We start from the raw sequence: 14,589 nt of genomic DNA on the forward strand, positions 1-14,589 counted from the left end.
CAAGACGATCGCTCGATTCTAGCGCAGCGCTACACCTCAAGCCATTCACGGCGAATCGCGGGCGCGGCTGCCAGCGCGTCGGGCGGGCCCTCGAAGACGAGTGTGCCCCGCCCCATCACTGCCACGCGCTGCGCACAACCGAGCGCGAGCGACAGCTTCTGCTCGATGAGCAAAATCGCCACGCCCGTCGCCCGCAAGTCGGTCAGAATGCGGCCGATGCGGGCCACCACTCGCGGCGCAAGTCCTTCGGTCGGTTCATCGACGATCAACAAGTCTGGCCCCGCCATCATTGCCCTGCACAGCGCAAGCAACTGTTGCTCGCCACCGGATAGCGATGCCGCAGGCGCGTCACGGCGTGGCGCCAGTTCCTCAAAACGCTCGAAAGCCTCGGCGAGCGAGAGTGTGCGGTCGATACCCGACGCTCTCGGCAGCGCCTTCGAGTTGCGACGGCGCTGGCCCAGCAGCAGATTCTGCGTGACCGTCAGCGGCCCGAAGACGTCTCGCGTTTCCGGCACGTAGCCAACACCCAAACGCGCAATCTGATGCGGGGCAAGCGAAGCCAGCGATTGTCCGTGCCAGCGAATTTCCCCCTCGCGCGGCAACTGCCCCATGATGGCGCGAGCCAGTGTGGAGCGCCCCGCACCGTTGCGCCCAAGCACAGCCACAATCTCGCCAGGCGCGACACACATCGTCACGCCATGCAGCACACGGCTACCGCCATACCCGGCCCGGACGTCGATCAGCTCAAGCATCGCGCGTCTCCCCGGGGAATGCGCCGCCGAAGGCGTCTGCGTAATCCCCCAGATAGGCCGTTCGCACATCGGGATGCTCGCGAATTCGCGCGGGCGTGTCACAGGCGATGACCGCACCACGCGCCAGCACGGCAATTCGGTCGGCCAGCGAAAATACCACCTGCATGTCGTGCTCAATCATCAGCAGCGAGCGTCCCCGGCTGAGTTCCGCGATGAGCGCCACCATGCGGGCAGATTCGGACTGACTCATGCCTGCCGTAGGTTCGTCGAGCAACATGACGCTGCCCGCCGACGCCGCGCACAAACCGATTTCGAGCACGCGCTGTTCCGCATAACTCAGGGCACCCGCCGGAACATCGCGCCGCGCCTCCAGACCAAGACGGGCCAGCCAAAACTCACTACGCCGGGTCACGTCGCGCAACCCCCGCATTCGGCGCCAGAACGTATACCGATGTCCGCCCGGCCAAAGCCCGGCACAACGCAGATGGTCAATGACACTCATCTGCCCGAACAACTGCGACGTCTGGAAACTGCGCGACAGGCCAAGCCGGCTGATAACATGCGGCGCGCGACCGGTGACATCGCGTGCGTTCATCAGGACGCGCCCATTGTCGGGCCGCGTCCGGCCCGTGATGACGTCGAACAATGTACTTTTGCCCGCACCGTTGGGCCCGATGATCGCAAGCCGTTCACCCGGTGCCAATGTCAAATCGACGCCGCACAGCACTTGCGTACGGCCGAACGATTTGCGCACCCCTCGCACGCTGAGCACCTGGCCAGACGAGCGAGCAAACTTCTGCGCGTCACTCATCGCCGGTCTCCCGCAGTGAGTCCCGCGTTAGCCGCTTCACGCCGCAAACGACGTCCGGCGAGCATCAGGATGGCGAGCCCGGCGATCGCAAGCGCAACCGCTGCCCCCCACGCGCCTATGCCGGAATGTGCGCTCTGATCCTGCGTCACAGCCAGCCCCGCGTCGCTCGCAAGCCGCGCGCCATAGATCATCTCGACGATGACGATCAGCCCGCCAACGAACATCGTCAGGCCGATACAGACGGCCGAGTAGGACTTCCACAGCACGCGCACCATGCCAGCACGCCACGCGCGCACATGGGCCGCGATCAACCCGGCAATACCGCCCGGTGCGAAGACCACGACGGCCAGAAACCCCAATCCGAGATAGAGCTGCCACGCCCGCGTCAGTGTTGCCAGTACCACCGTCGCGAACACGCCGACGATCGCACCCAGCATCGGCCCGGCGAAATACGCCGTACCGCCAAGCACGGTGAAGACGAGCACGACACCGGAGCGTTCCAGACTGAACGTGTCGGCACTGACCAGCTCGAAATTCAACGCACCCAGCGCGCCAGCCACCCCGGCGAATGCCGCAGCAATGATCTGCATGCGATAACGCACCGCCGCTGGCGATTGGCCGAGGAAGGCAACGCGCACAGCGTTATCGCGTACCGCGCGCGAGAGAAACCCCAACGGCGTGCGCGTCACGCCGTACATCAAGGCAGTGCAAAAGAACAGCCACACCGCCACCAGTCCGTACACTTCACGCTGCGTCGCAAATGTTGCGCCAAACCACGCGGCCCCCAGTGTCCGATCGGTCGGAATGCCCCGCTCACCGCCGAACCATTCAGGCAGCATTGCCGCCATCACCCAGACTAGCTCCGCCACCCCTAGCGTAATCATGGCGAACGTCATGCCGGCACGGCGCGTGGTGACGTACCCCAGCGTGGCACCGGCCACACCGCCGGCGAACGCGCCGGCAAAGGGTACGAGGGCCATCGACACGGGCAACCCCTGGGCCCCGATGCGATTCATGCACCACACGCCCGCGTAAGCGCCGATGCCCGCATACGTCGCATGACAAAAACTCAGCAATCCCGTCGAGCCGAGCAGAAGATTGAATGACAACGCGAGAATGGCCGCAGTCCCCATCTGGGTCATCAGGGTGAGCGCGGTGTCGGAGGGAAAGCCCCACGGAGCCAGGCCGAGAATGGCGGCAAAGGCCAGCCACACGCCCGCCCGGCGGCGCCATGAACCCGGCGCGGCAACTCGCGAACTGGCGAAGACGTCGTCCATTACCCCTCCCGAGAGCCGAAGAGTCCGCGCGGACGCCAAAGCAGCACCGCCACCATCAACAGATAAGGCACCGCAGGCGCGAGCTGCGCTACGGTCAGATGCGAGATCGGTGCGACGGCGGCACCGAGCGCGCCCACGCCAATCAATGCCCCTTCGGCACCCGCCCCGCTTTGAGGCCACCACTGGGCAAGGCTGGCATCGCTCGTCACGGCCCATGTCTGCAAGAGTCCAATCAGCAGCGAGGCGACGAATGCACCGCCCAGCGAACCGAGTCCACCGACAACGACCACAACGAACACCACGCTGCCCACCGTTGCCGCCATGCCCGGTTCCGTCACCAACACATTGCCGCCCGCCGCCCCGGCGAGCGCCGCCATCGCCGCACCGCAGGCGAACACCCCCGTGTAGAGCGCAGGCACGTCGTAGCCAAGTGCCTGCGTCATCGCCGGTTGCGACAGCGCCGCCTGCAAGATCAGGCCAGCCCGCGTCGCGCGAAATGCCACCCACACCAACAAGGCAACCGCACACGCCAGCCCCATCAGAAACAAACGGTACCCAGGCACGGCGATGCCCGCCACGTGAACCAGCACACCTTCGAGGGCCGCGGGCACGCCGTAATCGACCGGGCCGCGCCCCCAGGCGAGCTGCACCAGTTCCACGACGATGTAGGCCAACCCGAACGTCGCAAGCAGTTCCGCAAGCGCACCGCGCGTGCGCAAGCGCCGCAATACGCCCCGCTCGAAGACGGCCCCGATCACGCCAACGATCAGCGGCGCCGCGACCAGCGCTGGCCAGAAACCCACTGCGGCCGACAACGCATAGGCGAAATACGCCCCCAGCATGTAGAAGCTGGCGTGCGCAAAGTTCAGCACGCCGAGCATGCTGAAGATCAGCGTAAGACCGCTCGATAGCATGAACAGCAGCAACCCATAGCTCACACCATTGACCAGCACGAGGCCCGCATTAGCACTCAGCAAATGCACGCAGTCTCCTTCGGAAAGGCAACGAAAGACGCGGCAGAGACTGCCGCATCGAGGGAAATTCAGGCTGACATTATAGGGGGGACGTGCAATCGAACTCCCCGGTGATCACCAGAAAAACGGCGTCACCGCTGGGTTTCAGGCGACATCCGTACGCTCGATCAGAGACTTCCGAACGAGGTCCGGGTGGATGCCGCAGCCCTGCCGGGCGCCATGACCAACGATCTACGACGCCGGCCGATAGTCGCGGAATTTCTCGCGAAGTTTGAGCTTGAGCATCTTTCCGGTCGCCGTATGGGGAATCTCGTCGACGAACACCACGTCGTCGGGTATCCACCATTTCACGACGCGCCCCTCGTAGAACGCCAGCACGTCCTCGCGAGTCAGCGTCGAGCCGGGCTTGCGAACGACCACCAGCAATGGGCGCTCCTCCCATTTCGGGTGACGAACGGCGATGCAGGCAGCCTCGTGGATCTCAGGATGCGCCATCGCAATGTTCTCCACATCGATGGAGCTGATCCACTCGCCGCCCGATTTGATGACGTCCTTGCTGCGATCGGTGATCTGTACATAGCCTTCCGCGTCGATCGTAGCCACGTCACCGGTCGGAAACCAGCCGTCGATCAACGGCGACGCATCTGAGCGGAAATAGCGCTCGAGCACCCACGGCCCACGCGCGTACAAATCGCCGAACGCCTTGCCGTCCCAAGGCAGCTCCTCGCCATCGGGTCCCACGATTTTCAGGTCGACGCCATAGACCGCCGTCCCCTGTTTCTCCAGAATGTGCTGCTGCGCGTCGGCCGGCAGGTCGCGATGATGCTTGCGCAAATGGCACAACGTGCCCAGCGGCGACATTTCGCTCATGCCCCACGCGTGGATGACACGCACGCCGTACTCTTTCTCGAAGGTCTGAAGCATGGCGGGCGGGCAGGCCGATCCGCCGATAACTGTGCGCTCCAGTGTCGAGAAACGTGCGCCGATGGATTTCACGTGCGCCAGCAACCCCAGCCAGACAGTGGGCACCCCCGCCGAGAACGTCACGCCCTCGGCCTCGAAGAGTTCGTACAGCGACTTGCCGTCGAGATCCTTGCCCGGGAAGACGAGCTTCGCGCCCACGAGCGCACTGGAATATGGCAGGCCCCACGCGTTCACGTGGAACATCGGCACCACGGGCAGCACGGCGTCGCCCGCCGACATATCCATCGAGTCCGGCAGCGCAGCAGCGAAGGCATGCAGCACCGTCGAGCGATGGCTGTAGAGCACCCCCTTCGGATTGCCCGTCGTGCCCGAGGTATAGCAAAGGCCGGACGCCGTGGACTCGTCCATGGAAGGCCACACGAATTTGCCGTCCTCTGCGGCGATCAGGTCCTCGTAGCACAGCAACGGCAGACTCGATGCAGGCAAATGCGCGCGCTCCGTCATCGCGATCCAGCCTTGAACGCCCGGACACAGCGGCGCGATCGCCTCGATCAGCGGCAGGAAATTGATGTCGAATGCGACAAAGCGATCCTCGGCGTGATTGACGATGTAAGCGATCTGCTCTGGAAAAAGGCGTGGATTGACCGTATGAACCACGCTACCCATGCCCGAGACGGCGTAGTACAGCTCGAGATGCCGATAGCCGTTCCATGCCAGCGTGCCCACGCGCTCGCCATCGCCCACGCCCAGCCTGCGCAGTGCCTGCGCGAGTTGGCGGGAGCGCTGCTCGGCGTCGCGCCACGTATAGCGGTGAATGTCGCCTTCGACGCGACGCGACACGATCTCGGTGTCGCCATGGTGACGCGCGGCATGCGTGAGCAGCGAGGAAATCAGGAGCGGCGCGGCCATCATCTGGCCGAGGAGCGGTGTTGCCATGCGTCGAATCTCCAGAAAAGTCGGGAAAACCGGAATTACGGGGGATACGTCGGGACAGCGTTCGAGAATGCGAGGTTCGGGTGCCGGCACGGTTGATGCATGCATTCACAGGCACCGCAGAGATTCATTCTTGACGCGCGCACGCGCCGGGTCAACGCCCATCGCTTGTGCGGCGCAACAGATGGGCGCCACGCCCGTGTGCGCAACCTGGCAGCGCGCGACGGACACCTCAAGTAGAATGTTTGTTCACCATCAGGAACGTCCCCAATGTCGGCAACCGACCGTCCCGCCTCCGTCTCCGCTTCGCTCAAGCCCTATGGACCGCTGCCTTTGGCGAACCGGTTTGCGTCGCTTGGCGCCGGCTTCTACACGCGCCTCGCGCCACAACCGTTGCCAGCGCCCTATCTGGTGGGTTTTTCGGCAGACGCCGCCCGCCTGCTCGGCTGGTCGCCCGAGGCGGCACGCGATCCGGAGTTTCTCGCCACCTTCGCCGGCAACACGCCGCTGCCCGGAGGCGACCCGCTCGCCAGTGTCTATTCGGGCCATCAGTTCGGCGTATGGGCCGGACAATTGGGCGACGGGCGGGCGTTGTTGCTCGGCGAGTCGGATGGTCCCGGCGGGCGCTGGGAAATTCAGCTCAAGGGCGGCGGGCTTACGCCCTATTCACGCATGGGCGACGGACGCGCCGTGCTGCGTTCCTCGATTCGCGAATTCCTCGGATCGGAAGCCATGTTTCATCTCGGCGTGCCGACAACCCGTGCGCTGTGCGTCATCGGCTCAGACGCGCCCGTGCGCCGGGAAACCATCGAGACGGCGGCCGTCGTCACCCGCCTGTCGCCGAGCTTCATCCGTTTTGGACATTTCGAGCACTTCTGGGCGGCCGATCAGTACGAAGCGCTGCGTCAACTCGCAGACTTCACCATCGACCATCACTACCCGCACTGCCGTGGCGAAGCCAATCCCTACCTCGCGCTGCTGAGCGCCGTCTGCGATGCGACCGCCGAAATGGTCGCGCATTGGCAGGCTGTCGGCTTCTGCCATGGCGTGATGAACACGGACAACATGTCGATTCTCGGGCTGACGATCGATTACGGGCCGTTCGGCTTTCTCGACGGGTTCAACGCGCATCACATCTGCAACCACTCCGACACGCAGGGACGGTACGCCTATCAGGCGCAACCGAACGTCGCGTACTGGAACCTGTTCTGCCTCGCGCAGGCGTTGCTGCCGTTGTTCGGCGAGGGCGAAGCCGCCATCGAACAGGCGCAGTCGGTGCTCGCCGTGTTCAAGACCCGGTTCGCAGAGGAAATCGATCTTCGCATGCGCGCCAAACTCGGCTTGCGCGAGTCGCACGCCGACGACGAAACGCTCATCAACCGCCTGTTCAAGCTGATGCACGAGGGACGCGTCGACTTCACGCACCTGTTTCGCACGCTCGCCAAGCTCGAGCTCGAGAACCCCGCCGCCGACGGCCCGCTGCGCGACATGTTCATCGACCGCCCGGGGTTCGACGCCTGGGCCGTGGATTACCGTGCGCGGCTGCGCCACGAGGCAAGCACCGATGCGAAGCGCGCGGTCGCAATGCGACTCGTCAACCCGAAGTACATCCTGCGCAATCATCTGGCCGAAATTGCCATCCGGCGTGCCAGTGAAAAGGATTTTTCGGAAGTCGACACGCTGCTTCGCGTGCTGACACGGCCCTACGATGAACAGCCCGAATTCGAGCGCTACGCCGAACTGCCCCCCGACTGGGCCGGCCAGCTCGAAGTCAGTTGCTCCTCTTGATCGACGGCGTGGCGCCGGTGGACGGCGAAGCATTGCCCCGCATTGCAAAACAGGCCGCCGCCCCCATCTGAGCCAGGTCTGACGATATACGACGCGCGGCGGCATCTCCGGGGCCGCCGCCCTTCTGGAGACTCTCATGAGCAAAGTGGAAAAGAACGACGCCGACTGGCGTGCCCAACTCGACGACGTCGAATATCAGGTCACGCGCCAGGCGGCCACTGAACGCGCCTTCACCGGCCGTTACTGGGATCACTGGAAAGACGGCACCTACCGTTGTATCTGCTGCGGCGCACCACTGTTCGAATCGACCGAGAAGTTCGACGCGGGCTGCGGCTGGCCGAGCTACTCGGCGCCGATCGACAAGTCCGGCATCGACGAGGTCATGGATTACAGCCATGGCATGGTGCGCGTGGAAGTGCGCTGCCACAACTGCGACGCCCACCTCGGACACGTGTTCGAAGACGGCCCGCAGCCGTCCGGACTGCGTTATTGCATCAATTCGGCCTCGCTCAACTTCGAGGACAAGGAAGGCCAGTCCGACAAGCCGGTCGACGGCTAAACACTCGACCACACCGGCGTTTCGCCGGTGTGGTCCGATCCATGTTGACGGTGTGTCACGAGCACTTTTGGAAATTTCCCGCTGTGCGAGGGTTCGGACACCGATCGTACGTCTGCTAAGCTGACATCTCCTTAACCACAAACAGGAAACGTCGCTCATGCCCAGCAAAATTACCCGCGTCAAGCCGCTTCTCTGCGCGGCGGCGGCATTTTTCGGCGTACTAAGCACTGCGCCTGCTATTGCGCAGTACACCGGGCCGTCGGCCGCTGCGGCAACGACTGGAAGCATTGCCGTGCCGTCGGTGACGGCAAATGTCTCCACCGTAGAACAGGCATTGGCCGCCCCCGACGATGCGGTGGCCGTGATCGAGGGCTTTATCGTCAACCGGCTCAAGCACGAGCACTACACCTTCCGCGACGACGCCGGCAAGACCATCGAAATCGACCTCGACGACAAGTACCTGCCGCCTGGCCGGCAGATCAACGACAAGACGCGTGTGCGCATCACTGGCGAAGTCGACCGCCATCGCTTTCGCGCGAACGATATCGACGTGAAGCGCATCGAGATCCTTCAGTAACGCCAAGTGCCCGCGTGCCGGGCCAGCGGCGCGGCAGCCCACGCCGCGCCTTCGGACATTCGCCGCGTCCCTCGACGGACCTTTGAAATATAATGAGCGTTTGCTCCCCCGGCGCCCGATGCACGGGGGTGCGTGCCCCGAAGCCCCCAAGTCGAGACTTCATGAAATTCCTTTTCGACCTGTTACCGGTCATCCTGTTTTTTGTCGCCTTCAAGTTCGCAGGCATCTATGTCGCCACCGGCATCGCGATCGCGACGACGATTGTGCAAGTCATCTGGATGTGGCTGCGTCACCGCAAGGTCGAGCCCATGCAGTGGGTGAGCCTGGCGATCATCGTAGTGTTTGGCGGCGCAACCATGCTGCTGCACGACGAGACTTTCATCAAATGGAAACCCACGGCGCTTTACTGGCTCTTCGCAATTACGCTGTTCGTCGCCGAACTGGTCTTCGACAAGAACCTGATTCGCGCCATGATGGAAAAGCAGATGGCGCTGCCCGAAACCCTGTGGCGCGCGGTGAATTTCAGTTGGGCGCTGTTCTTCCTTGCCATGGGCGGGCTCAATCTGGTCATCGCCTACCATTTCTCGACCGACACCTGGGTCAACTTCAAGCTCTTCGGCGGTATGGGCCTCATGGTCGTGTTCATCGTCGTGCAGAGCCTGTGGCTCGCGAAGTACATCAAGCAGGACGAATAACGTCCGTCAGGAAGGCACTGCCATGACCATGGAACAACAAATCGAAGCGCGGCTGACGGCTGCGCTCTCCCCCCTGGAATTTGCGCTCGAGAACGACAGCGCCCGTCACGCCGGTCACGCCGGCGCCGCGTCGGGCGGTCATTACAACCTCAGGATCGTATCCGCGGCATTTACCGGCCGTAACCGCGTGGCGCGTCACCGCCTGGTGTATGATGCGCTAGCCGATTTGATGCAAAACGGCATTCACGCCCTCGCCATTGTTGCGCTCGCCCCCGGGGAAGCGTAACTCGCATGCGACGCGTCCCCCGTCGATTAACCTTGCCTTCGTCATTCGTTAGGAAAAACAGCATGGCATTGAAACTCGCCCGCACGGCACTGGCGCTCGGCGCCGCCGTGTCGCTGACAGCCGTCTCTCTCCCCGCCCTCGCCCAGAACGTCGCCGTCGTGAATGGCACACCGGTGCCTGTGGCACGTGCCGACGCCATGGTGCGCGAAATGGTCCGTCAGGGTCAGCCGAATTCGCCGCAACTGCAACAGCAAGTGCGCGAAGAGCTGGTCAAGCGCGAAGTCCTCGCGCAGGCAGCCGTCAGCAAGGGGATTGCCACTCAGCCGGACGTCAAGGCCCAGCTCAAGCTGGCCGAACAAGGCGTGCTGATCCGCGCCCTCATCGCCGACTTCCAGAAGACCTCGCCCGTGACCGACGCTGAAGTTCAGGCACGTTACGACCAACTGAAGAAACAGTTCGGCGACAAGGAGTATCACGCGCGTCACATCCTGGTGCCGAGCGAAGATACGGCCAAGGAGATCATCGCGAAGCTCAAGGGCGGCGCGAAGTTCGCCGACCTCGCCAAGCAATACTCGAAGGACCCGGGCTCGGCACAGAACGGCGGTGACCTCGACTGGTCGCCGGCCAACGCCTACGTGCCCGAGTTTGCCGACGCCCTGCAAAAGCTCCAGAAGGGCCAGTATTCGCAGACGCCGGTCAAGACGCAGTTCGGCTACCACGTGATCGAACTCGACGACACGCGCGACGCGCAGATTCCGCCGTTGTCCGATGTCAAGCCGCAGCTCGTGCAGCAAATGCAGGAAGAGAAGCTGCAAGGCTTCATCGACGGCCTCGAAAAGAAAGCCAAGATTCAGTAAGCGTCATCTGCACCGCACTGCAATAAAAAATCCCGCCTTTCGGCGGGATTTTTTTATTTCCGGCGGGATATTCCGCGCGAGATATCGTGCGGAATATTACCGTTACACCGTCAAGCCACCCAGCGGCGAGCGTTACGGAACATGCGCATCCACGGGCTATCTTCGCCCCATTGCGCCGGCGCCCAGCTCATCTGCACCGTGCGGAACACACGCTCCGGGTGCGGCATCATCACCGTGAAGCGCCCGTCACCCGTCGTCACTGCGGTCAGACCGCGCGGCGAGCCGTTCGGGTTGAACGGATACTGCTCGGTCGGTTGGCCACGATGGTCCACAAAACGCATCGCGGCGATGGCCTGATCGATGTTGCCTTGCTGACCAAAGTTGGCGAAACCCTCACCGTGCGCGATCACGATCGGCAGTTGCGAGCCTGCCATGTCCTTGAAGAACAACGACGGCGAGTCGAGCACTTCCACTTGCGTAAGACGCGCTTCGTACTTTGACTGGTTATACGTGAACTTCGGCCACGCGGCGGCGCCCGGGATCAGGTTCGAGAGATTGCTCATCATCTGGCAACCGTTGCATACGCCCAACGCGAACGTATCGGCACGGTTGAAGAAGCCGGCGAATTGCTCGGCAAGCGCCGGATTGAACAGGATCGTCTTCGCCCAGCCTTCCCCCGCGCCCAGCGTATCGCCATACGAGAAGCCGCCGCAGGCAATGAAGCCCTTGAACGATTCCAGCGTATGACGGCCTGCGAGCAGGTCGCTCATGTGAACGTCGTAAGCCTCGAAGCCCGCCTTGTCCAACACGTAGGCCATCTCCAGATGCGAGTTCACGCCCTGCTCGCGCAGCACGGCGATCTTCGGACGTGCGCCCGTCGCAATGAACGGCGCGGCGATGTCTTCGCTGGCGTCAAACGTCACCTTCGGCGAAAGGCCCGGATCGCTCGTGTCGTTCAGGGCTTCGTATTCGGCATCCGCCGCAGCCGGGTTGTCGCGCAGGCGCGCAATGCGCCAGCTCACTTCCGACCACACACGTTGCAATTCCGCGCGCGGCGCGCCAAACACCTTCTTGGCATCGCGATAGATCTCGATGACGTCGCTCGTGTTCGGCTTGCCAATCACGTTCGTGCAGCTCGACAGACCCGCTTCACGCAGCGCCTGCAGCACCGCATCGCGATCGGATGCACGCACCTGGATCACACCGCCCAGCTCTTCGGAGAAGAGCGCGCGCAGCGTCTTGTCCTCACGGCGGCCGACCGTCTGCTTGGCCCAATCCTTGGCGTCGCCGTAATCGGATTCGAAGCCTTCGTCGAGCGTGAGCATGTCGACGTTGAGCGACACACCGACGTGGCCAGCAAAGGCCATTTCCGCCACGGTGGCGAACAGACCGCCGTCCGAACGATCGTGATACGCGAGGAGCTTGCCGTCGCGATTGAGTTTCTGGATGGCGTCGAAGAAACGCTGGAGGTCTGCCGGATCGTCGAGATCCGGTGTGACGTCGCCGATCTGCTGCGTGACCTGCGCGAGGATACTGCCGCCCAGACGGTTCTTGTTATGACCCAGATCGATAGCGATGAGCACCGTCTCACCCGCTTCGGCGGCCGAGCGCAGTTGCGGCGTGAGATGGCCGCGCACGTCTTCCACCGGGGCAAAAGCCGACACGATCAGCGAGACCGGCGCGACCACGTCCTTGCTGCGGCCGGCGTCTTCCCATTTGGTGCGCATCGACAGCGAATCCTTGCCGACAGGAATCGACAGGCCCAGCGCCGGACACAACTCCATGCCGACGGCCTTGACCGTGTCGAACAACGCCGCGTCTTCCCCCTCGGTGCCGCACGCGGCCATCCAGTTGGCCGACAGTTTGATCTGGTCGAGCGACGCAATCGGCGCCGCCGCAATATTGGTGATGGCTTCGCCAACGGCCATCCGGCCCGAAGCCGGCGCGTCGATCACGGCCAGCGGCGTGCGCTCGCCCATCGTCATGGCTTCGCCACGATAACCGGCGTAGTCCATCAGCGAGATGGCGCAGTCGGCCACCGGCACCTGCCACGGGCCAACCATCTGGTCGCGTGCCGTCAGGCCGCCCACGGTACGGTCGCCAATGGTGATCAGGAACGACTTGCTGGCCACCGTCGGGTGACGCAGCACGGCGCGTGCCACCTCGTCGAGCGACAAGCCCGTCACGTCCACCGGCGGCAGCTCCGCCTTCACACGCGTGACGTCGCGATGCATGCGCGGCGGCTTGCCGAGCAGCACGTCCATCGGCATGTCGACCGGGTCCGGCGACTCCGGATGCATCGGGTCGACCAGCTTCAGTTGACGCTCGTCCGTCGAGATACCGACTACGGCGACCGGGCAACGCTCACGTTGGCAAACCGCCTGGAAGGCCGGGAAGCTGTCCGGCGCGATGGCCAGTACATAGCGCTCCTGTGCTTCATTACTCCAGATTTCGGCCGGCGACATACCCGACTCTTCCAACTGAACCTGACGCAGATCGAAACGTGCGCCCTTGCCTGCGCCATCGACCAGCTCCGGGAAGGCATTCGAAATACCCCCTGCGCCGACGTCGTGAATCGACAGGATCGGGTTGGCATCGCCCTGGCGCCAGCACCAGTTGATGACTTCCTGGGCGCGACGCTCGATTTCCGGGTTGCCGCGTTGCACCGAATCAAAGTCGAGTTCAGCCGTGTTCGTGCCGGTCGCCATCGAGCTGGCAGCGCCGCCGCCCATGCCGATGCGCATGCCCGGGCCGCCGATCTGGATGAGCAGCGTGCCGGCAGGCAAGTCGTGCTTGTGTGTGTGCTGCGCGGCGATGTTGCCCAGGCCGCCGGCGATCATGATCGGCTTGTGATAGCCGCGCACACGACCGCCCACATTCTGTTCGTAGGTACGGAAGTAGCCGCCAAGGTTCGGACGGCCGAATTCGTTGTTGAACGCGGCGCCGCCCAGCGGGCCTTCGATCATGATCTGCAACGGCGACGCAATGCGCTCCGGACGACCGTAATCGGTGCCGGTATCGTCGGGCTTGCGCAGCGACGGCGGCACGGCCACATCGCGGTCGTTCTCCCACGACTCGCGCGCGTCCGGCAGTGCCAGATTCGACACGGTGAAACCGGTCAGACCGGACTTCGGCGTGGAACCACGGCCCGTTGCGCCTTCGTCGCGAATTTCGCCACCTGCGCCCGTCGACGCTCCCGGGAACGGCGAAATCGCCGTCGGGTGATTGTGCGTCTCGACCTTCATCAGCGTGTGCGTGAGTTCGACGCTGCGGCCGTACTTGCCATCCGCGCCCCGCGGATACCAGCGCTCCACTTCGGCGCCTTCCATCACCGAAGCGTTGTCCGAATACGCCACCACCGTGCCCTGCGGGTGCAGTTGGTGCGTGTTCTTGATCATCTGGAACAGCGACTTGTCCTGCGCCTGACCATCGATGGTCCACTGCGCATTGAAAATCTTGTGACGGCAATGTTCGCTGTTCGCCTGCGCGAACATCATCAATTCCACATCGGTCGGGTTGCGCTTCAGGCTCGTGAAGGCGTCGATCAGGTACTCGATTTCGTCGTCCGCCAGCGCCAGACCGAGGTCCCGGTTGGCCGCTTCGAGCGCGCTGCGGCCGGCGCCGATCACGTCGATCGTCTGCAAGGGCTTGGCCGGGAGTTCGATGAAAAGTGCCTCGGCATCACGGCGCGTGGCCACGACTGTCTCGGTCATGCGGTCGTGCAACACACCGGCGACGCGAGCGAGCACATCGGCGGGCAGCGATTTCTTGCCGCCGAGCAGGCCTGACTTCACTCCGATCGTGTATTCGACGGCGCGCTCGATACGGCGCACGTGATCAATGCCGCAATTGCGGGCGATGTCCGTCGCCTTGCTCGCCCAGGGCGAAATCGTGCCCAGACGCGGGATCACCAGCAGCTGGTCGCCCGCCGGTTCTTCGCCCACCGGCTCACCGTAAGTGAGCAAACCGGCGACGCGAGCCACGTCTTCGCCCGAGAGCGGTTCGGCGCTGGCTACGAGATGAACGTAGCGGGCGTCGACACGTACGATCGAACTGTCGATGGCTTGCAGGGTCTGCAGAAGACGTTGCTGGCGGAATTCGGAAAGCGCCAAGGCGCCGGCGAAGCAGGCAATGTGAGTCATGGAAGGACGGAAGG

Annotated in this window: 12 protein-coding genes; 6 read left to right on the forward strand and 6 right to left on the reverse strand. The window is 63.7% G+C overall.

Annotation, left to right across the window (positions count from 1 at the left end; genetic code table 11):
- Window positions 1-29: 29 nt before the first annotated feature.
- The 5 genes from PBR20603_RS05325 to PBR20603_RS05345 all read right to left on the reverse strand — a co-directional run bounded on the left by PBR20603_RS05325 (window position 30) and on the right by PBR20603_RS05345 (window position 5,674).
- Window positions 30-752, reverse strand: a complete 723-nt coding sequence (locus PBR20603_RS05325) for an ABC transporter ATP-binding protein (protein ID WP_150558516.1) — start codon at window positions 750-752, stop codon at window positions 30-32.
- On the reverse strand, window positions 745-1,563 hold the full coding sequence (locus PBR20603_RS05330) for an ABC transporter ATP-binding protein (RefSeq protein WP_150558517.1): 819 nt from the start codon (window positions 1,561-1,563) through the stop codon (window positions 745-747). The genes PBR20603_RS05325 and PBR20603_RS05330 overlap by 8 nt, the downstream gene beginning before the upstream one ends.
- Window positions 1,560-2,840, reverse strand: coding sequence for a branched-chain amino acid ABC transporter permease (locus PBR20603_RS05335; protein ID WP_150558518.1), 1,281 nt, complete (start codon window positions 2,838-2,840; stop codon window positions 1,560-1,562). Before PBR20603_RS05335 ends, PBR20603_RS05330 begins: the two co-directional genes overlap by 4 nt.
- A complete protein-coding gene (locus tag PBR20603_RS05340) occupies window positions 2,840-3,754 on the reverse strand; it encodes a branched-chain amino acid ABC transporter permease (protein WP_246174458.1) in 915 nt (304 codons plus the stop codon). Before PBR20603_RS05340 ends, PBR20603_RS05335 begins: the two co-directional genes overlap by 1 nt.
- 291 nt (window positions 3,755-4,045) lie before the next feature.
- Entirely contained in the window at window positions 4,046-5,674 is a 1,629-nt protein-coding gene (locus tag PBR20603_RS05345) for a 3-(methylthio)propionyl-CoA ligase (RefSeq protein ID WP_150558520.1), read from the reverse strand.
- A 267-nt stretch (window positions 5,675-5,941) separates the two neighbouring features.
- Between PBR20603_RS05345 and PBR20603_RS05350 the strand changes: the two genes are divergently transcribed.
- The 6 genes from PBR20603_RS05350 to PBR20603_RS05375 all read left to right on the forward strand — a co-directional run bounded on the left by PBR20603_RS05350 (window position 5,942) and on the right by PBR20603_RS05375 (window position 10,433).
- Entirely contained in the window at window positions 5,942-7,459 is a 1,518-nt protein-coding gene (locus PBR20603_RS05350; RefSeq protein WP_150558521.1) for a protein adenylyltransferase SelO, read from the forward strand.
- Window positions 7,460-7,595: 136 nt separating this feature from the next.
- Complete coding sequence (msrB, locus tag PBR20603_RS05355) at window positions 7,596-8,018, forward strand: peptide-methionine (R)-S-oxide reductase MsrB (protein WP_150558522.1); 423 nt, start codon at window positions 7,596-7,598, stop codon at window positions 8,016-8,018.
- Window positions 8,019-8,175: 157 nt separating this feature from the next.
- Window positions 8,176-8,595: a YgiW/YdeI family stress tolerance OB fold protein gene (locus PBR20603_RS05360; protein ID WP_150558523.1), complete on the forward strand. Its 420-nt coding sequence runs from the start codon at window positions 8,176-8,178 to the stop codon at window positions 8,593-8,595.
- 161 nt (window positions 8,596-8,756) lie between these two features.
- On the forward strand, window positions 8,757-9,290 hold the full coding sequence (locus tag PBR20603_RS05365; protein WP_150558524.1) for a septation protein A: 534 nt from the start codon (window positions 8,757-8,759) through the stop codon (window positions 9,288-9,290).
- A 22-nt stretch (window positions 9,291-9,312) separates the two neighbouring features.
- The gene (locus PBR20603_RS05370; RefSeq protein ID WP_039365984.1) at window positions 9,313-9,576 is read left to right on the forward strand and encodes a BolA family protein; all 264 of its coding nucleotides are present in this window, start codon (window positions 9,313-9,315) and stop codon (window positions 9,574-9,576) included.
- A gap of 62 nt (window positions 9,577-9,638) precedes the next feature.
- The gene (locus PBR20603_RS05375) at window positions 9,639-10,433 is read left to right on the forward strand and encodes a peptidylprolyl isomerase (protein ID WP_150558525.1); all 795 of its coding nucleotides are present in this window, start codon (window positions 9,639-9,641) and stop codon (window positions 10,431-10,433) included.
- Window positions 10,434-10,543: 110 nt separating this feature from the next.
- Here PBR20603_RS05375 and purL read toward each other — a convergent pair whose 3' ends face one another.
- Window positions 10,544-14,575 carry a phosphoribosylformylglycinamidine synthase gene (gene purL / locus PBR20603_RS05380; protein WP_150558526.1) on the reverse strand — a complete coding sequence of 1,344 codons (4,032 nt, stop codon included), beginning with the start codon at window positions 14,573-14,575 and terminating at the stop codon, window positions 10,544-10,546.
- Window positions 14,576-14,589: the final 14 nt, after the last annotated feature.

Source organism: Pandoraea bronchicola (assembly GCF_902459805.1).
GTDB classification, from domain to species: domain Bacteria; phylum Pseudomonadota; class Gammaproteobacteria; order Burkholderiales; family Burkholderiaceae; genus Pandoraea; species Pandoraea bronchicola.

What these genes read in the sequence shown, in the direction of transcription:
- PBR20603_RS05325 (WP_150558516.1), bottom strand. Translation starts at nt 752, where the DNA reads ATGCTTGAGCTGATCGACGTCCGGGCCGGGTATGGCGGTAGCCGTGTG.
- PBR20603_RS05330 (WP_150558517.1), bottom strand. Translation starts at nt 1,563, where the DNA reads ATGAGTGACGCGCAGAAGTTTGCTCGCTCGTCTGGCCAGGTGCTCAGC.
- PBR20603_RS05335 (WP_150558518.1), bottom strand. Translation starts at nt 2,840, where the DNA reads ATGGACGACGTCTTCGCCAGTTCGCGAGTTGCCGCGCCGGGTTCATGG.
- PBR20603_RS05340 (WP_246174458.1), bottom strand. Translation starts at nt 3,754, where the DNA reads ATGCTATCGAGCGGTCTTACGCTGATCTTCAGCATGCTCGGCGTGCTG.
- PBR20603_RS05345 (WP_150558520.1), bottom strand. Translation starts at nt 5,674, where the DNA reads ATGGCAACACCGCTCCTCGGCCAGATGATGGCCGCGCCGCTCCTGATT.
- PBR20603_RS05350 (WP_150558521.1), top strand. Translation starts at nt 5,942, where the DNA reads ATGTCGGCAACCGACCGTCCCGCCTCCGTCTCCGCTTCGCTCAAGCCC.
- msrB (WP_150558522.1), top strand. Translation starts at nt 7,596, where the DNA reads ATGAGCAAAGTGGAAAAGAACGACGCCGACTGGCGTGCCCAACTCGAC.
- PBR20603_RS05360 (WP_150558523.1), top strand. Translation starts at nt 8,176, where the DNA reads ATGCCCAGCAAAATTACCCGCGTCAAGCCGCTTCTCTGCGCGGCGGCG.
- PBR20603_RS05365 (WP_150558524.1), top strand. Translation starts at nt 8,757, where the DNA reads ATGAAATTCCTTTTCGACCTGTTACCGGTCATCCTGTTTTTTGTCGCC.
- PBR20603_RS05370 (WP_039365984.1), top strand. Translation starts at nt 9,313, where the DNA reads ATGACCATGGAACAACAAATCGAAGCGCGGCTGACGGCTGCGCTCTCC.
- PBR20603_RS05375 (WP_150558525.1), top strand. Translation starts at nt 9,639, where the DNA reads ATGGCATTGAAACTCGCCCGCACGGCACTGGCGCTCGGCGCCGCCGTG.
- purL (WP_150558526.1), bottom strand. Translation starts at nt 14,575, where the DNA reads ATGACTCACATTGCCTGCTTCGCCGGCGCCTTGGCGCTTTCCGAATTC.